This window comes from Bradyrhizobium sp. 1200_D9_N1_1 (assembly GCF_052075915.1).
GTDB lineage: Bacteria > Pseudomonadota > Alphaproteobacteria > Rhizobiales > Xanthobacteraceae > Bradyrhizobium > Bradyrhizobium diazoefficiens.
Map to the genome: position 1 here is coordinate 3924349 of NZ_CP197226.1, position 18511 is coordinate 3942859.

Consider the following 18511-nt stretch of genomic DNA (forward strand, 5'->3'; position numbering starts at 1 on the left):
ATTCGCCTGTCGCGCCTCGCGCCGCAACAAAGCTTGCCACCAATGGACAAACGCTCATTAAGCGAACGAGATATTTGCACGAAGTACATCACGCCAGCGCTACGCGACGCTGGCTGGGACGAAATACTGCAAATCCGCGAGGAGGTCGGCTTTACCAAAGGCCGCATCATCGTGCGCGGCAAACTCGTCACCCGTGGGAAGGCCAAGCGCGCTGACTACATCCTCTACTACAAGCCGAACATCCCGCTGGCGCTGATTGAAGCGAAGGACAACAACCACAGCGTCGGCGACGGCATCCAGCAGGGTCTCGACTATGCCGCGACGCTCGACATCCCGTTCGTGTTCGCCTCAAACGGCGACGGCTTCGTCTTCCACGACCGCACCGGCCAGAGCCTGCCGATCGAGGCGAACCTTGGGCTCGATGCCTTCCCTTCACCAGCCGATCTGTGGACGCGCTATCGCGTCTGGAAGGGCATCAGCTCCGAAGCTGAACAGATCGTGCTTCAGGACTATTACGACGACGGCAGCGGCGAGGCCAAACGCTACTACCAAGTCACCGCAGTCAATCGCACCATCGAGGCCATAGCGAAAGGAGCAAACCGTGTTTTGCTCGTGATGGCTACAGGGAGCGGGAAAACCAGAACCGCCTTTCAGATCATTTGGCGTCTGTGGAAAGCAGGCCGCAAGAAACGTATCCTGTTCCTCGCCGACCGCAACGTGCTGATCGACCAGACGATGGTGAACGACTTCCGCCCGTTCGGCGGGGCGATGGCAAAGCTATCGACCAACGCCAAAACCATCGAGCGGCAGGACGGCACCAAAGAAGACCTGCCCCTGGCACTCGACAAGAAACGCCGCATCGACACCGCCTTCGAGGTCTATCTCGGTCTTTATCAAGCGATTACGGGGCCGGAGGAACACCAAAAACTCTATCGCGAGTTCTCGCCCGGCTTTTTCGATCTGATCGTGATTGACGAATGTCATCGTGGCAGTGCCGCCGAGGATTCTGCATGGCGGGAAATTCTCGACCATTTTTCCGGCGCGACGCAGATCGGCATGACCGCCACTCCGAAGGAAACCGAATATGTTTCCAACACAGACTATTTTGGCGAGCCGATCTACACCTATTCGCTGAAGCAGGGGATTAGCGACGGCTTTCTTGCGCCCTACAAAGTCATTAAGGTTCACATCGACCGCGACGTGGAAGGCTATCGCCCCGAACTCGGCCAACTCGACCGCGAAGGCAACGTGATCGAGGACCGGATTTACAACGCCAAGGATTTCGACCGCAACATCGTGCTCGACGACCGCACGGTGCTGACGGCGAAAAAGATCACCGAATTTCTCAAGGATAGCGGTGACCGCTTTCAGAAAACCATCATTTTCTGCGTCGACGAGGAGCACGCGGCGCGGATGCGCCAAGCCCTCGTCAACGAAAACTCCGATCTGGTCGCCGAGAACCAACGCTATGTCATGCGCATTACCGGGAGCGACAAGGAAGGCCAGGAACAGATCGGCAATTTTATCGACCCGGAATCGAAATATCCCGTTTTGGTCACGACGTCGCGACTGCTATCGACTGGCGTGGATGCGCAGACCTGTCGCCTGATTGTCCTTGATCGCGCGGTGGGCTCGATGACCGAGTTCAAACAGATCGTCGGGCGCGGCACCCGCGTTCATGAGGATATGAAGAAGTTTTACTTCACGTTGATCGACTTTCGCGGCGCGACAAGCCATTTTGCCGACCCGGATTTCGATGGCGATGTACCAATTTATGAGCGGGGTGAAGGCGATCCGATCATCCCACCCGACGCAACGCCGACAACCGGTGACGACACAATCCCGCCCACGCCAGACGAAGACGAAACCGTCGTCGATCAGCCGGACTTGCAGCTGCCGCCTGGTGATTCGATCCGCAAAATTTATGTCGATGGGGTTGGTGCGCGCATCATCGCCGAGCGCGTCGAATACCTCGACGAGAATGGCAAGCTCGTTACGGAAACTTTGCGCGATTTTACCAAGACTGCGCTGAAGAAGCATTTCGCCAGCCTCGACGATTTCCTTAAGCGTTGGAAATCGGCGGAAAGGAAACAGGTGATCATCGAGGAACTTGAAGCCGAGGGCCTGGCGCTCGACGCCATTGCGGACGAACTCGGCAAGAATCTTGACCCTTTCGATCTGATCTGCCATGTCGCCTTTGATAAGAGGCCGCTGACGCGCCGCGAGCGGGCCGAGAACATCAAGAAGCGCGACGTGTTCACCAAATACGGTCCACAGGCCCGCGCCGTGCTCGATGCCTTGCTTGAAAAGTACCGCGACGAGGGCGTACTCAATCTCGATGATGCCAACGTGCTGAAGGTGACGCCCTTCACCGCGATGGGCAGCGTTGTTCAACTCATCAACGTGTTCGGCGGCCGCGAGGGCTTCGAAAAGGCCGTCCACGAAATGCAGGCCGCACTGTATCAGGAGACCGCGTAGGCAATGATCGTCCGTACCACCGTCAAATCGATTCAAGACATTATGCGCCAGGACGTGGGCGTCGATGGAGATGCACAGCGCATCAGCCAGCTCACCTGGATGTTCTTCCTTAAGATCATTGACGATCAGGATCAGGAACTCGAACTGACGAGAGACGGCTACCGCTCGCCAATCCAGAAGCAATATCGGTGGCGCAGCTGGGCGGCGGACCCCGAGGGTATGACCGGTGAGCCGCTGCTGAGTTTCATCAATGACGAGCTGTTTCCGGCGCTGAAAGAGCTGAAACTCACCGGCAAGCCGGGCGACCGTCGCCGCGTGGTGCGTGACGTGTTCGAGGACGCCTACAATTACATGAAGTCCGGCCACCTCATCCGGCAGGTCGTTAACAAGATCAATGAAGTAGACTTCAACAATCTCGACGAGCGAAGGCATTTCGGCGAGTTCTACGAGCAACTGCTCAACGATCTGCAATCGGCGGGCAACGCTGGCGAATATTATACACCACGCGCCGTCACCGCCTTCATGGCCGACCGAATTGACCCACATCCCGGTGAAATCCTGTTCGATCCCGCCTGCGGCACTGGCGGCTTCCTAACCTGTGCTATCCGTCACATGGAGAAGAACTACGTCAAAACGCCCAAGCAGCGCGAAAAGATGCACGGCGCATTGCGAGCGGTAGAGAAAAAGCAACTTCCACACATGCTCTGCGTCACCAATATGCTGCTGCATGGCGTCGAGGACCCGAGCTTCGTGCGCCACGACAACACCTTGGCCCGGCCGCTGATTTCATGGAGCAAGGATGAGCGCGTTGACATTGTGCTCACCAATCCGCCGTTCGGCGGCCGCGAGGAAGACGGCATTGAGAACAACTTCCCGACGTTCCGCACCAAGGAAACGGCCGATCTGTTCCTCGCCCTGATCGTGCGCCTGCTCAAGGCAGATGGCCGCGCCGCTGTGGTGCTGCCCGACGGCACACTGTTTGGTGAGGGCGTGAAGACGCGGCTCAAGGAACATCTGATGGAGGAATGCAACCTCCACACCATCGTTCGCCTACCCAACTCCGTGTTCAAGCCCTATGCCTCGATTGGTACCAATCTCTTATTTTTCGAGAAGGGCACGCCGACTAAGGACATCTGGTTCTACGAACACCGCGTGCCCGAAGGCCAAAAGGCCTATTCCATGACCAAGCCAATCCGACTGGAGCATTTCAGAGATTGTATCGATTGGTGGGGTGGCAAGGAGCGGAAGGGCCGCGAGGAAACTCCGCAGGCATGGCGCGTGACAGCTGACGAGGTGAAAGCGCGCGGCTATAATCTCGACATCAAGAATCCGCATGCCGTGGCAGATGATCATGGAGACCCAGAAGCGCTATTGGCGGAACTCGCCGCCGCAGAGGCTGAGACGGGTGCATTGCGCGACCAATTAAAGGTGATCCTCGCCGAGGCGCTGGCGCGATGAACGCTGAACGCCTGTTGGCGCACTATCACGAGATCGCCGACGCGCCCGACGCGATCGCCCGCCTGCGCCGCTTCGTTCTGGATCTGGCCGTGCGCGGCAAACTCGTACCGCAAGATGCGGGCGACGAGCCGGCGTCGGAATTGCTGAGGCGGTCTGACAAAGGTCGACCGCAAGCGTCATTTAAAGAAAGCCGAACGGACAACAACGAAACGTCAGATCCCGAGTACGATCTTCCCGCCAATTGGCTCTGGGTACGGATTGGAGACCATCTTGAGCTAATTAATGGCATGGCTTTCAAGCCGACCGATTGGAAACCGTCTGGCATCAAAATTGTTCGGATTCAAAATCTTAATCGGCCCGACGCGCCGTTTAACTATTGCGATCCGACGATGGTACGAGATCGGTTCTTAATCAACGACGGCGCGTTTCTAATAAGCTGGTCAGGTACGCCCGGCACCTCATTCGGGGCTTTCATCTGGGAACGTGGCGAAGCGGTATTAAACCAGCACATCTTTCGATGCGATTTCCGCCTCAATGCCTTTGATCCACTCTACCTGCGCTTGGCGATCAATGGCCGTCTGGACGAAATGATTGCCAAGGCGCACGGGGGTGTTGGTCTTCAACATATTACGAAAGGCAAACTCGAAGCCCTTTTGATCGCCCTTCCACCACTCGCCGAGCAGCGCCGCATCGTGGTCAAGTTCGATGAGTTGATGCGTTTGTGCGATCGGCTGGAGGCGGCGCGGGGAGACCGTGAGAGCGTGCGCGATCGGCTGGAGGCGGCGAGTCTCACCCGCCTCAGCGCACCAGATTCCGAAACCTTCCAGGCCGATGCCCGCTTTGCGCTCGACGCGCTGCCCGCCCTCACCACACGCCCCGACCAGATCCAGCAACTGCGCCAAACCATCCTCAAGCTCGCAGTTTTCGGAAAGCTGGTACCGCAGGACCCGAAAGACGAACCAGCGTCGGAACTGCTTGATAAACTTTTAGCTCAAAAGTCGAAGGGACAGAGGGGACGCGATTGGACAGCGGGCATGTCCGACGCACGTGGGCAGATGTTTAAGGCTCCAGTCGGTTGGGCGTGGACCCGGATCGCCGACACGTGTGAACGGGTGACTGTTGGATACGTCGGACCGATGAAGGACCAATACGTCGATATTGGTATCCCCTTTCTTCGAAGCCAGAATGTTCGCGCCAACCGGTTTCGAGAAGAAGGGCTGATTTATATCTCGCCGCACTTTCATAAGAAGATAATCAAGTCAGCTTTGGTGCCAGGCGATGTTGTCGTCGTGAGATCGGGCAACGTAGGGACGGCCTGCGTTATCCCGGAGACAATTCCGGAAGCAAACTGTTCTGATCTGGTTGTGGTTCAGCGCCCTCAATGCGTTCTGCCGACTTTTCTATGTTTTTATCTGAACTCATTGGCAGCATTGCACGTTGAAGCAGGGTCGGTCGGCGTGGCTCTCACACACTTCAACACGAAGTCAGTCGCCACGATGCCTCTGCCCCTCCCACCACTCGCGGAACAACACCGCATCGTCGCCAAGGTCGATTCGCTGGTGGCGCTCTGCGACCGTCTAGAGGCGTGCCTCACCGCTACGGCCGCCACCCGCCGACGCTTGCTCGACGCGCTGCTGGCCGAAGCGCTGGCGCCGACCGATGATCGCAAACTGGAGGCGGCGGAATGAGCCGCGCGCCGGCGCGCCCCGAAATGAACCGCCTCGATCCTGAGAAGGTGGCCTATTGGTATCTCCGATTGAATGGGTTTTTCCAGATTGAGAACTTTGTGGTTCACCCCGAAGGGCGTGGCGGCCAGCGGACTGACGCCGATCTGCTGGCGGTTCGTTTCCCCTTTCGTGCCGAGCGCCTATTCGATGATCCGAACGACATCATGGCGGACGACGTACAGAAGCTCGCGCTCTCTGACGATCTGATCGATATCGTCATTGCAGAAGTGAAGACAAATCAACCTTGCACCTTGAATGGTCCGTGGACTCGAGCTGATCGGCAGAACGTCCATCGGGTACTGGCAGCGATCGGATGCCTACCATCCGGCCGGATCGAAGCTGCGGCGGCAGATATCTATCGGGCGGGCTCCCACCGGAGCGCCGCGCTTCGTATTCGTCTTGTGGCGGTGGGGCGCGATCGAAGCGATAACATTACGAAGGCGTATCCCCACGTCACTCAATTGTGCTGGGCGGGAATGCTGGCGTTCATCTGGGAACGCTTTCATCGATATCGACGCCAGAAGGCGCAGGTGGATCAATGGGACTCGGAGGGCCTCAAGATCAAAGAGCTCGCCGATCTGTCGAATAGCCCGGTAGATTTTATGCGAGATGCATTGCGCCTCATGGGGATAGAAGGCCGAAGTTAACGCTGGCGGCAAGGATGATAGCTTCATCCTTGGCGGACGTGAGAAGGCGCAATGCGCCTATCTGTGGAGAGCACGGTCAGGAACGCGAACGGACAGGCAGTTCAGGGGATTAGGCAGGCGTCGAGATTCAGGTGTTGAAGATTCGGGGGCTAAAATGCATATTGTCCGCTTGAAGATCTCCGGCTTTCGAGGGGTGCGTTCAGCGGACATTGCGCTGGGCCGTCATGCCGTTCTTGTCGGTCCGAACAATAGCGGCAAGACCACTATCATAGAGGCCTTGGCATTGCTCTTCGGGCGCGATCGCCTTGTGCGCCGCTTAACCGAACACGATTTTTACGGCAGCGCGCCGAATGCAACTGCGCGAATCCTGTGCGTCGCTACCGTAACGGGTTTTGCACCCAATGACCCTCACCACCATTCCTCTTGGTTCAGTCCTGAGCGCGGCGTCGAGAAATGGTACAATCCCAACGCCAAGACGTTAAGCGCTGCAGCGGATAAGCAGCATACTGACCTAGCCGTGCAGATTGGGTTTGCCGCGCGGTTCGATCTGGACGAACTCGAAGCAGAAGGCGTCCGCTTCTTCGTAGATGACGAAGTTGCGCTTGGCGACCCATTCGCCGAAGACGCGCACTTGCGCACCGTACATACCAAGGTGTTGCAGGAGTTGGGGTTCTTTCTGGTTCCGGCTTCGCGCACATGGGATCGTTGGATTTCGTTTTCCTCGGAGTTGTTCCGCCGCGTGGTGGCAACGCGGGGGGACATGCCCGCCCAGGCTGTGCGCACGGAACGCCAGCGCCTCTGGACACCACCCCAGGACGCGCGGCTTGAAGACCAGCCAGGGCTTTTCGAGATCGTCAACGACGCCAATGACGAACTGCGCGGACTGATGGCAAGTGCGCCAAAGCTGCAATTACGTTTGACGGCCACTGATAGCGTTTCTGTTCTCGAAAGCGTCGTGCCCCACTTCGCACATGGGGAAGGGCCAACTCTCCCCTCGCAACGACACGGCACGGGTCTTGTTTCTCTACAAAGCCTTCTTCTGCTCATGCAGTTCGGCAAGGCTCGCGCGGAAACGGGCAAGTCATTTGTGTTGGCCGTAGAAGAGCCGGAATTGCATATCCAGCCTTCGCAGCAAAAGCGGCTGGTCAACCGCCTCAATGCGCTTTGTGATCAAACGGTCATCACAACGCATTCTCCGATAGTGGCTGCGATGTTTCCGGCCCAGGACACGCTGTTCGTTGAAACCCGTGCAGGTGTCTTAAATGCCAAGCCATTGATGGACACCGTGCCAGCGCAGCCGACCAATCACCAGCAACATTTGCTCTACGCTTGGCGGCAAAAACTAGTGGCTGCACTCATGCACGAATGCGTCTTGATTCCCGAAGGGGTTTCGGATGTAGCGTGGCTTGAGGCTCTGCAAACTGCGCTTGAATTGCATCAGGGCTGGCAGGACGCAGGAGGTGCGTCAGACCTCTCCACATTCATCGGCGTAGTGCCGACTATAGACGCCAAGATTGCCGATACATTCGCGGTCGTTAGTGCCGTACATGCGCATCCGTGTGTTCTCGTTGATGGGGACAGTGATGGGCGTACGTATTTCGATGCTGTGAAAGCTAGTAGTCCACCCCCGCGTTGTGTTGTGTTCTGGCCCGACGGCTGGGCGATGGAGCATATCGTTTCGTGGATCGCAAGCGCTGATGAGGCGGCGACGCTAGCCGCGCTTGGACTAGTGCTAGGAACACCGTTTGCTGACCGTCAGGCGCTCACCGCCCATTTGCTGGCTAGAAAATCCTACGCGCCGACCCATGAGAGCGCCGCTATCACGCTCATGGCTAACGCAGCCTGCCGAGAGCGTGCCGCGCAGTTACTTAATGCCCTCTGTAAGGTGTTGCGCAATCCGATGAATGCGAACGAGGTGCAATTCACGCGCTTGCAAGCGGATTCGACCCCCGACATGCACGTTTTTTGTTTTACGCCGCCATGACGTTCGATTTCTTCGAAGGTGCAGCCGGGACGGGCAAGACGCACAATCTTGTGGGCAAGGCAGCAGAACTTGTTCAGGATGGTGCACTCGGCGTTGGGAACAAGCTCTTGGCGCTCACCTTTATGAACGGCGCGCGGCGCCGTCTGGATGCGCGTCTTGGCGAGAACCCGGCTTTTCGCAGGCGTTTTGAATGTCAGACTTTTGATGTATTTGCCCGAACACTTGCCGCGCGCCGCCGGAGTCTGATTACGCCGACGATGCGGGAACTGGCGGTCGCCTTGAATGAATTTGACGGGCCGTGCTTTTTAGCGGCGAGTCTGCTGGAAATCGACACGGTTCGACAATGGGTGGCAAGAGGCTTCCCGCTGATCTTGGTGGACGAGGCGCAGGACCTCGATGAGCACCGTATGCGTGTCCTTCAGGGGCTTTCGCAAACCTGCCGGATCGTAGCAGCGGCGGACGCGTTTCAGTGTCTTCACAACGGGCGCGACACCGCGCCTCTTATGAGCTGGCTTGAAGGAGCGGGGCGAACCCACCGCCTCACACAGCCGCGGCGCACCAAACAGGAGGGCCTTCTGGCCGCCGCGCTGGCCGTGCGCGAGGGACGGGAGATCAAGTCTGTTCTGGCCGCAAAGACGTTCAACAACAGGACGATTTGGAGTGGTGTAGGCTTTCGGCTCTTGGAAGCATCGGTCAGGAACAAAAATTCCGGGCTTCTAGCATGGGTGATTGCTAACGAGTTCAATCAGCATAAAGGCCAAGTTGCTATTCTTACCCCGCACGCGAGCAACGAGATCATCCGTGCCGCACTCAATACCGTCAAAACCAAGCAGCAAACGTATAAGAAAAGTGGCGCGACCTTCGGTCCATATCCCCACGTCTGGGACCGCGATGACAATGAGGAAGCCGACGCATTGCTGGCCGACACCGTGTTGCCGGAAGCGGCGTCTTGCGCCGACCTTCGCACTCTTTTGACGCCGCTGGCCGAACACGCTGCTATTGCGCGGGCGATCAGTCGTATGGATCGCTTGCGCAAGGCACACGGACAAACCGAGTTCACCGCAGCGCAAGTCATCGAGTTGGTGCGAGAGGCCGTTCGCAACCGCACGCGTCTCGGGTTTCAGCAACGGCGCGGCCATCTTGCCATGACGATCCAACGTGCCAAGAACCGAGAGTTTCCGAACGTTGTCGTACTCTGGCCGCATACCGTTAAAGGCGGCCCGGAGCATTTGCGCAGATTGCTCTATAACGCAATCACACGTGCCCAACAGAATTGCACTGTGATCGTGCTGGGACAGGGCCGACTAGATAGTGCGCCGTTCGCGCCATAGGCCGCGCGTGGGCATTTCTGGCTGGACTCCATACGGCCATGGGAATGTCGGTCTCACCAGCGCGTACCTTGCGTGTAAACTGTGCCAGATGTGAGCAATAGTTCCTTGGCTACATACACGACCGCAATGAGGGCTTTATCGCGTGCCGCGACATGATTAGGGGACGCGTAGGGGAATTGCCGGCACCTTTGTTCTTGCGATAGATGTTGCTTCCGCGCACGGTGATTTCAGGTTGTTTAGGGCCGGTGTGGCAGGCAAACGCGAAACATCGCAGCAGTGGTCAGAGCGTTGACAACAAAAGGTGCCCAAATGGAAACTCTTTCCGAGATGGTCACGGAAATCCACCTCGCTTCGCTGGATTTAGCGGCGTCGTATGGGGTTTTTCACGGCATGAACGACGCCCTTGGGCAAGGGCGTGTTGAGTCTGGCGGACCGTCTCAGGCTGTCGGGGTCATTCAAGGTGACCTGATCCGCATGGTCGCTTTTCGCGTTTGCGCGCTTTGCGAAGAGAGTAAAAGGCGTGATGATGCCAATATCTCGTTAGTATTGAAGGCCCTGGATGATCCGAGCTTTTGCGAGGCTTTGATTGCAAAAGATCGGCTGTGGCGAGCTAAGGTACTTGCACGCGCGAGTATGGTTCCAGATGCGGCATCAAACATGCGGTCTTTGAGAGAGCGGTGGGACACCTTAAAAAGCAACAGCGAGTCGTTGGATAGGATTCGTCATTTGCGTAACAAGAAGCTCGGGCACGTTACGGTCGGATTTCAGAAAGAGAACCGCGCTTTACTGCACGAATTGTGGACTCTGGTGAAAGCCACGCTCAGGGTCGCCGAGGGTATCCAATTAGTTTTTGCTCAGACAGATTGCCGTTACCAAGAGGCCATCGACAGCTATCATCGAAACGGGCGTGCGTTGATTGACGGACTTAGGAAGTGACTTTCGGCCGGCTTTGTTCAAGCTCGTAGGCGAAAGCCCTACTTCTTCTCCATTGCGGCCGTTAGAAGCTTGTTTAGTGATCCGTGGTTCCCCCAGTTCGTCCTTGCATTCTGCCTTTCTACTTTCGGCCATTTGCGCGACGAGAAGTAGATGGCGCTTTGAATGTAGGGGGATGAGGTACTATATGCGCTCTGCAAGGTGATCCGTCGGGAATGATCCCCGTATCGACCGACGAATATCGCCGCTACTGCCCGGAGTGTCTCGTGCCGATTAGCATCCTGAAGGATGTCCAGCGCGATCTTAACGGACGCATCATCGTACTTGTCCGATTGAGAGAGCGCAGCAAGAATCCACATCTTCTGCCAGTCGGTCAGCTCCGAATCCGCCAGCAGGGACAGAAGGGCATTGAGAACGCTCTGGTGTTTCAGGAACTTGGCAACGTACGACGCATATATCTGGGCCATCGATGGCCGTTTTTTGAATGACTCCAGCACATGCTGAAGTGCGTGGTCTGAATCGGCTTTGGCAAGCAAGGGCAGGCAGAAACGCTCGATGTTCTCCTCTTGCCCGAGATATGTTTCGAGTGAATCGAAGAGCTGTTTCGTCGCCTCCAAACTTAGCTCGTCCTCGTCCTCTTCCTCTTGGCCATCTTCTTCCCATTCAGACTGAAAGCCGTAATCGGCATCGAAGTCATCGTCGTTCAGCTGTTCACGGATCTCCTCAACGGCTTCGTCGAATAGCTCCTGCAGGTCCGGCTCTTCGGAATGGAGTTGGTTTTTCGGGATGATCTTGCACTTCGCCTCATTCAGTACGAGATCATAGCTGCGGAGCCGAGGGATAAGCAGTCGCAGCAAGCTCTCCGCAGCCTCGACGCTCTCCATGAAAATGTACAAATCATCCACATAACGAGCTGCCAGCACCCCATTGTCCTTCAAGAACCGATCAATGGGCTCCATGTAGAAATTTCCGAAGAGGTCTGATGGAGACATTCCCTGCAGTATCCCACGCGAAGAACGGTTGCTTGTATAGCTGGTTAAAAGTGTCTCCAGTCGGTTCAATAGCTCACTCGCGTATCCGGAGTCGTTCAGCACGTTAATCAGCGTGTGAAGGTTCATCGAGCCAAAATAGTTGGCAACGTCGATCTTGAGGATGTATTTGATCCCCTGGTGCTGCGAATGCTTCGCTAGGGCGCTCTGCAAAGCGCTCCAGCAAGTCCTAGTAGGCATGAACATCGCGGGAGTATCGAGCGCCGCAAGTTGGTGGCTGAACGAGCGTGAATGGTCTGTCTTCTTCTGAACGATAGGGGCTGCTTGGTCAGCTAGAACCTGATATAGTAACCGATCGTGGGGAAGAAGAATGCTTCCTGGGCGCGAGAAGCTCGGCCCCAGTCGCACGGGGTTCACCGCGACCTGAATGCGAAACGACTTTGGGACTTCGATCGTTATAGGCAGGCCGGGGCTGTATGCGCCTTTGGATAACGCGGTCCTCACTTCCTGGATCAGCTCATCGCCCGCCTTTGCGTAGATGAAGCCGATGTGGGGCGCGTAAATGAAGTCGGATCGAAGGTCGTGGCTAATCCGCTTGAGTGCGAGTTGCCAATCGATCTTAGCCATCACCGCGCCGTCTAGGCCGAGAGGTATCTTGTCCGACATGCTGTCCGCTCCATATTGCGACAAGATGCGGCCTTGCTGATAATGTTTCAACCCCTAGTTTAGGACGAGCCTTGTTGCAAATAGGCAGAACAAAGCTTTGCGGCACGAAGGAAGTAGGATGTCTTCTATTCGCCTTTCCGCGACTTCAGAGACCTTCCGTTTTGTGGCGCTACTAGCGAACATGCAGACATCAGGTTCTTGCGCCTACGTTGTTTCGACCGTCTAAAATCAAATCGTCGTAAGCTAAGTCACCGTCGCGCACTCAATCTCGCATTGGGTATCTCGCATGCCATCCCGTCGATTGGGCGGGATGGTGTAAATCGAGACGCAAGCGATATGCCTTTAATATTTTCGCGGCCAGACGGAGGGCTCACCGGAGAATGCAGGCGGGAGCCGGACCGATGACAGCGGCGCTTCGGTCTGACCGGGGCGGAAAGACACGCGTTCCGTAACGACCTCGCGATCTTCAAGAGTGGGGATGATGGTAAGCACGTGACCATAGTAGTCGTGCTGGACTGCCGAAACCGGGATTGCCTTGCCGTCACGGCCGATGTCCGCCTGCCGAACTACTTCGTGCGGCGCTTCGTACTGAAACTTGGCCTTGTCCGTATTGCGCGGGGAGCCGGGGTAACGATAGACCCAGCACTTCCGCACCGCGCGTCGCTCGCCGGCCGGGCGGTCGGGACTCCTTCGGTGGATTTCGCCGTATCCCGCGACGTTCTCGGCGACGGGATTGGATCGCAATGCGGCGTTCACGGCCGTCGTTTCGATGTCGAGCGCTTCGAGCTTCGCGATCACATCCGCAACCCGAGCAGCGTGGACGGCGTAGTCCGCGAGCAGCTTGGCGGCTTCCTTGGTGTTCGCCTTCCGCGCGGCTTCCGCACGCTGGCGCAATGCGTCGTCGGCGGCGACCTTCGCGGCGGCTTCCTCAGCCGCGATCACGTTCGGAAGCTCGGCGGTCAGATGATTGGCGCGGGCTTCAAGTCGCATGACTGCACGCTTGATCGCTGCGGCGTCGGCCTCAGCTTGCGCGTGCTGGCTATCATTCATGACGGCAATGCCAGCAAGGACGCCCTCAAGTTGGGCGCGATGTGCAGTGATTTCAGATTCAGCCCGTTCGATCTCGGCGCGGATCGTTGCGGAGGTGATAGCGGACTTGGGGGCGAAGAGCTTGGAGATCATATTCATTGGTATCAGCCTCGATAATTCTGAAGAGCATCGCTCGCGCGGAGCCATTCCGAGTAGGCGCGCGCCTCAAGATTGCAAGTGCCGAATACATCGGCGCCCATGCCGAGCGCGGCCATCTTGCGTGCGTAAGTATGACGCTCTTTTGCGGCAGCGTAGGTCGCGGTCGCGTCTTGCACGGCGCGCATAAGTTCCTCGCGGCGGGTCATGCGGCATCTCCACCGGTTGCGAGCCAGACTTGAAGCTGATCGGCCGGATAAGCAGGTCGGTCACCGATCAACAAAAACGGGGGACCATCGCCACGCTTGGCCAGATTGCGGAGGGTCTTCGCGCATCGGCCGATCTGCTTTGCGGCCTGGGTGCGCGAGAGAAAAACTTTAGACATGGGCATCCATCTGAAAAAATGGCCGGTGCATCTGGCTACCAAACGCACCGGCCAAGGCTGACGACCGGCGTTACTTGGTGTGGAGGAGAACCAAGCAACGGGATCAGTATGGGAAAATCAGGGGCGGCTGTCGGGACTGTTTCGGTATCCCTTAAGCCACTTTACGGCGGCGCTTCTGGTTGTCGTTGGCGGGGATGCGAGCGAGGCGCGCTTCATGCTCGGCCAGAATGGCGCCGCGCTCGTCTGCCCGCATGCGGAGAAGCTTTTGCTCGACGCCGATATCGATCAGTGCGGCCCAGGCCTGCGGGATGTTCACTCGCATCTTGAGAGCGAGCGCGGTGAGTTCGCCAGCGAGTACCGGCGGGAGCGCTTCGAGAGCGGGGACCGGCACAAGGCCGTATCCAAGCGTTGCCAGCACGGCTTCAACGGACTCCAAACCCGGTCGATTTTTCTTTCTCCACGCCTTCAGCGTAGCGTGCTGCACGCCGCTACGTTCGGCCACGTCAAGATAGCGCAGCTTTTGCCGCGCCATTTCGGCGAAGACCAGCTTCACATGCGGACCCACCCTGTCGGGCATCGTGACCGTGCGCGGGTTTTTGCGACGCTTTCGGTTCAGGGGCGCGACCGGCGCGGCGCGGAAGTCGGAGGGATACAGCGGAAGAGCGTCGGGCATCGGCGGAAATCCTGAGGTTGAAACTGACCCAAGATCAGGCGCCGAGATATTCCGCTACAGCCTATTGTAGTCTCCCTTGGGCAGCGCCCCCGCGTTGCCCCTGCAACCGATTCGAGAACAGAAACCCACTTTTGAAATTCTATGTCTAGCGGGATCGGGCGGTCGCGCGTCACCCGATGCTATGGGGGCGCTGGGAGGACCCAAAGCATTGCAGTCTGCAAGATGGCGCAGCCCGCGTCAGGTGCGTGCGCAAAGAGGTAGAATGCGGTCTTGCTAGGCTCGTCCATGTCCGCTCTTCAGCAGGCGGCGGCGCAATGGCGGATGTTGTTGTCGCAGATGGGCCATAAGTGGTCAGTCGGTGTGTGCCACAACGCTTGCAATGCGTTAGCTTGGTTAGACTCGTGGCTGAAAGCAGCCCAACTGAGGGCCTTAATCTCTGTTGGAGGCAGGAAGCCTTTCAGCGATTCGAACAAAAAGCTCCGCTCGTTCTGCTTTGGCTTTGAAATCCTTGTCGAAAGACCGTGTGGCGAGATTCCATAAGAAATCCAACCCAGCACCCGCGATTCCCCCGGCAGCCGCACCAACAACTGCACCAGCGGGACCGCCCGAGATAGCGCCTGTCACCGCGCCAGTTGCCATGGTTCCCGCGACTCTGCTTGCAGATCCCTTCACCGCATCGAAACCGAGCTTCGTACTTCCTTTTCGAAAGAACGGCAAAAGTCCGTTTTCCTCTCGAAGTTTTTCGGCTGCACCTTCTAGTCGAGTTCGAACATCTCCGATTACCGCCGCCTCGTTCGAGTTCGCAGCTAGTTGTATCAATTCGCGAACTGTGGCCAGAGCTTCAGAGTCCTTTCGTATCGTTAAGATGTCGTCCCAGACCGCCCGTGAAAATTGCGGCAACTCGATCTGCTCGGCTATTGGTGCCTTTTTCGGCGTGGAATTAAGACCTGACATAACGAACTCATACACATCGGCGTCGCCAGGAAGTTCTGGATGCAGAACTGCACCACAGCGAGTTGAAACAAGCGTATTCACGAGGCCATACAGCAACATCGGTGTACGGTCACCAATATGAAGATCCGTTCCCGGCGTCAAATTGAGCCCATCTTTAACTTGGATTCTGATAGGATCGAGCCGCACGCCAATGTTGTATTCGCTCTGTGGGTAATGCATCTGCATTTTGGATGACGGTGCTCGCAAGACGTCTATCGATGATTTCAATCCATCCTTATGCTTTAGCAAGAGCGCTTCCCACGATACGAAACGAATCGCTCCTGCATCGTGAAGCGGCCTGAGTTCGCGAAGCCGCTGTAGCCTGCGCGGAAGCTCTTTGAGGAGAAATTCATGACGGTCATATTTTTTTTGATGACCAAGTGGCCGCCAATCGCGCCAGATATGAGGTCCTTTTCCAAAGAACTGCATATTGCGCTCCGGCAGCAAATTCCATACGTCGGACGCTGCGACGCTAATCAGGCTATATACCGGGTCAAATAGCCAGACCGAGTCGAAAACTAGCGCCGGCATGGCCAGAGCTTCAGGACCAACGGCTCCATCCGCGATCCTCGTCGTTAGATGAGTACCGAGGAACGAAGAGCCGAGCCGACCAGAGAAATCACTATCGTATAGCTGCCTCAGTGCGGCATCTATCTGCCGCCAATCCGCCGGCCGAAGCGTGCTTATACTTTGGCTTTCCCCTAATAGTTTCCACTGGTCTAGTACGTCATAAACGGATGGCATGGTGCCCGCGCTCTAAGATCGAAACCCTAGATATCATGAATTTTTGGAGAGCCAAGACTGGGGGCCGGTGCGTGGCGCCAGGGGCTCCCCCCCAGCGGGTGGCGGTCTCTGCCGGCGCGGATGCAGACGGTGTCCGTTTCCTCAAGGATGGTTCATGGAGGTGGCGCGCTTTTTCAGCGCGCATCCGAATCGGGGCCACATCAGGACGTGGCCCGATACTGCCACGCACACCGCTTTGCAGCTATCTCGCTATCTTGCGATTAAATTCTGAAATTTATCAAATGCAGCCCGCGTCCTGGTTGCAAAGCCGTGTTTTGCCCGGAACTTCGGATCAACGAAGCCCAGCGACTTCGTCAGGAAGTCAGTGCCGGTCTTAAACCAATCGGGATTTTCCTTCTGATAGGCTGCGACCGCAGCGCGGGCATGATCCACGACTGCATCGAGTTTCTGCAGTGTCGGATAGGTCTTCAGGTCGATATCTTTGAGCAACATCTGCGTCAGGTTAACAGACGCATCGAGGTCCGGAAACTTCCAGCGCGTATACGCCATCACCGTGTCGAAATCGAGCGGCTGGGCAAGGAAAGCCGACTGATCATTTTCCTTTAGCTGGATCTCGCTGACATAGGCGTTCCTCTTTTCTCTAACAGAGTCAAATATCCCCTGCGCAATCTCTAGGAGGGAAGCAACGTTGTTCAAATCCCTGCGCAGTCGCTCGGGCGTCGACTCTTCGTTCTTATAGACAAGCTGGTGATTGATGATCGCCCAAGCATCTTGCAGGACCGTCCGAACCTGAATCTCGCAGTTAATATCTGTGATGCCTTCATATCGTCCGCCGGCGTAGCGGGCGCCCAGTCTGACAACATATGCCTTGCCGTTGTAACCCATCCTATCCACGCCGAGATCACGCGCTTTGTCGATGCGGTCCTGCACATCGAACACCGCTTCAATGATTTCCGTGATCTTAGCAAGCTCCGATTCATAGGCGGAGACCACGCGAACGCCAGCGAGGTCGATCATTTGCGAGAGCGGATTCCTATACTTCTTGCGCCCAATCTTCGCCACAAAGCTATCAGGCGTCTTAGTCCGGAAAGTAAGTGAGACTGGTGTAAGCCTAGCCGCCGCGAGTTTGACTTCAAGTATGTCCCGAATTTCCGAGGCGAGTCTCGTGTAAAGGGGCTGGACCTGCGCATATGCGTCGCGCGCCACTTCGATATCATCAGGCTCGCTCATGTAACTCGCTCCCGTCGCTCGCCCGCGTAAAATCCTATCGGCCACAAAGTATTTTTGGGGACACGGCGGGCGGCTGATCCATGTCTATTGTACACTTGCTGACTACGTAACCGACCGCCTGTCTGAAATCACCGTCCTTTGCAAGTTCGAACCAGTCCATACCTGCTACTTCGGCCTTTGCGCCTGCCGTGAAATTGATGATTGGTAGAGCGAGATTCAGGAACGTAAGTACCAGTGTCAAGAATAGCAGGATTGGCTGTTTCAATGCCATGTAAGGTCTCCAAAATTGTAACATCGCAGATTCGGCGTGCCAAAAATGCCGGCCCCAATTGGGCCCCCGGGTCATAACCGCTACCTGTCGTTCACTCCAGTTGCCAACCATACCTTGGCCCAACTCAGGTAGCTCAACATTTGCGGAGATAAATCATCGTACACTGCGCTGTATTTGGTAATCGCACGATAGACCACAACAAGACTCTCCTCGGCGGGAATAGTCGCCGTTTCAAATCGCGGTCCTCCGCGCTTCAAGCTGCCGTGTTTCAGCCAGTTGATATAGTCATTCTCGCCAATTGCTCCGCCTACTTCCTGAATTTCGGCTGTCTTAGCAAACGCCTTTACCTTCTGGCGAAAGTGCGGTCTCCATGCGTCCGGCATTATCCCTTCAGCGGCACCAGCCAAGGTGATGGCGCATTCGTAATCGCCTCTATGCAAGTGATCTATTGCGCAGTGGATCTGGCGCATCGAAGCAAGCCGCATGTGTGTATCGATAGGAACCGGAACGGCCATTGCTACACCTTGGGTTGGAAAGAGGCAATGATATCACCCAAAGAGAGAAACACAACGACTGCAATTTTGGAAGGCAACTCAGCGGAGCTTGGAGAATCGGAAACGCCAATTTGTCGGCTAAGGGGGTCTTAAGCGGACTTCGGCACTTGCGCAGATGCTACTCGCCATTGCTGCGCTCGACAGGGGTCGGGACGTTTCGGTGAGACGCCCTCAGTGACGACGCTAGAAGTCTCTCGCGAGTGTTTCCCTCCAGCCCGCGCGATGGGCCTTCAGGGCGCCGAGGCATTGACGACTGCCCTGTA

General features: G+C 56.8%; 15 protein-coding genes. 7 read left to right on the forward strand and 8 right to left on the reverse strand.

Annotation, left to right across the window (positions count from 1 at the left end):
- The first annotated feature begins 42 nt into the window (after positions 1 to 42).
- The 7 genes from hsdR (at position 43) to AB5K84_RS18850 (ending at position 10561) form a co-directional block, all read left to right on the forward strand.
- The gene (hsdR, locus tag AB5K84_RS18820) at positions 43 to 2478 is read left to right on the forward strand and encodes an EcoAI/FtnUII family type I restriction enzme subunit R (RefSeq protein WP_441232556.1); all 2436 of its coding nucleotides are present in this window, start codon (positions 43 to 45) and stop codon (positions 2476 to 2478) included.
- Between the two features lie 3 nt (positions 2479 to 2481).
- Entirely contained in the window at positions 2482 to 3936 is a 1455-nt protein-coding gene (locus tag AB5K84_RS18825; RefSeq protein ID WP_148777107.1) for a type I restriction-modification system subunit M, read from the forward strand.
- Positions 3933 to 5624 carry a restriction endonuclease subunit S gene (locus AB5K84_RS18830; RefSeq protein ID WP_441232557.1) on the forward strand — a complete coding sequence of 564 codons (1692 nt, stop codon included), beginning with the start codon at positions 3933 to 3935 and terminating at the stop codon, positions 5622 to 5624. Before AB5K84_RS18825 ends, AB5K84_RS18830 begins: the two co-directional genes overlap by 4 nt.
- A complete protein-coding gene (locus AB5K84_RS18835) occupies positions 5621 to 6310 on the forward strand; it encodes a hypothetical protein (protein WP_441232558.1) in 690 nt (229 codons plus the stop codon). Before AB5K84_RS18830 ends, AB5K84_RS18835 begins: the two co-directional genes overlap by 4 nt.
- A 154-nt stretch (positions 6311 to 6464) precedes the next feature.
- Positions 6465 to 8294, forward strand: a complete 1830-nt coding sequence (locus tag AB5K84_RS18840; protein WP_441232559.1) for an ATP-dependent nuclease — start codon at positions 6465 to 6467, stop codon at positions 8292 to 8294.
- A complete protein-coding gene (locus AB5K84_RS18845) occupies positions 8291 to 9625 on the forward strand; it encodes a UvrD-helicase domain-containing protein (protein ID WP_441232560.1) in 1335 nt (444 codons plus the stop codon). The genes AB5K84_RS18840 and AB5K84_RS18845 overlap by 4 nt, the downstream gene beginning before the upstream one ends.
- 309 nt (positions 9626 to 9934) lie before the next feature.
- The gene (locus AB5K84_RS18850) at positions 9935 to 10561 is read left to right on the forward strand and encodes an AbiU2 domain-containing protein (RefSeq protein ID WP_441232561.1); all 627 of its coding nucleotides are present in this window, start codon (positions 9935 to 9937) and stop codon (positions 10559 to 10561) included.
- A 38-nt stretch (positions 10562 to 10599) separates the two neighbouring features.
- On the opposite strand, the gene AB5K84_RS18855 is transcribed toward AB5K84_RS18850, so the two are convergent.
- The 8 genes from AB5K84_RS18855 to AB5K84_RS18890 form a co-directional block, all read right to left on the reverse strand.
- On the reverse strand, positions 10600 to 12213 hold the full coding sequence (locus tag AB5K84_RS18855) for a reverse transcriptase domain-containing protein (RefSeq protein WP_441232562.1): 1614 nt from the start codon (positions 12211 to 12213) through the stop codon (positions 10600 to 10602).
- A 342-nt stretch (positions 12214 to 12555) separates the two neighbouring features.
- Positions 12556 to 13401 (reverse strand): hypothetical protein, encoded by an 846-nt coding sequence (locus AB5K84_RS18860; protein WP_441232563.1) that lies wholly within the window; start codon positions 13399 to 13401, stop codon positions 12556 to 12558.
- 5 nt (positions 13402 to 13406) lie between these two features.
- Entirely contained in the window at positions 13407 to 13607 is a 201-nt protein-coding gene (locus AB5K84_RS18865) for a hypothetical protein (RefSeq protein WP_441232564.1), read from the reverse strand.
- 327 nt (positions 13608 to 13934) lie between these two features.
- Positions 13935 to 14456 (reverse strand): hypothetical protein, encoded by a 522-nt coding sequence (locus tag AB5K84_RS18870; protein ID WP_441232565.1) that lies wholly within the window; start codon positions 14454 to 14456, stop codon positions 13935 to 13937.
- Positions 14457 to 14885: 429 nt separating this feature from the next.
- Positions 14886 to 16193 carry a hypothetical protein gene (locus AB5K84_RS18875; RefSeq protein WP_441232566.1) on the reverse strand — a complete coding sequence of 436 codons (1308 nt, stop codon included), beginning with the start codon at positions 16191 to 16193 and terminating at the stop codon, positions 14886 to 14888.
- Between the two features lie 249 nt (positions 16194 to 16442).
- Entirely contained in the window at positions 16443 to 17423 is a 981-nt protein-coding gene (locus AB5K84_RS18880) for a GTP pyrophosphokinase (protein ID WP_441232567.1), read from the reverse strand.
- A 34-nt stretch (positions 17424 to 17457) separates the two neighbouring features.
- Complete coding sequence (locus AB5K84_RS18885; protein ID WP_441232568.1) at positions 17458 to 17694, reverse strand: hypothetical protein; 237 nt, start codon at positions 17692 to 17694, stop codon at positions 17458 to 17460.
- Positions 17695 to 17774: 80 nt separating this feature from the next.
- Positions 17775 to 18209 (reverse strand): hypothetical protein, encoded by a 435-nt coding sequence (locus AB5K84_RS18890; RefSeq protein ID WP_441232569.1) that lies wholly within the window; start codon positions 18207 to 18209, stop codon positions 17775 to 17777.
- Positions 18210 to 18511: the final 302 nt, after the last annotated feature.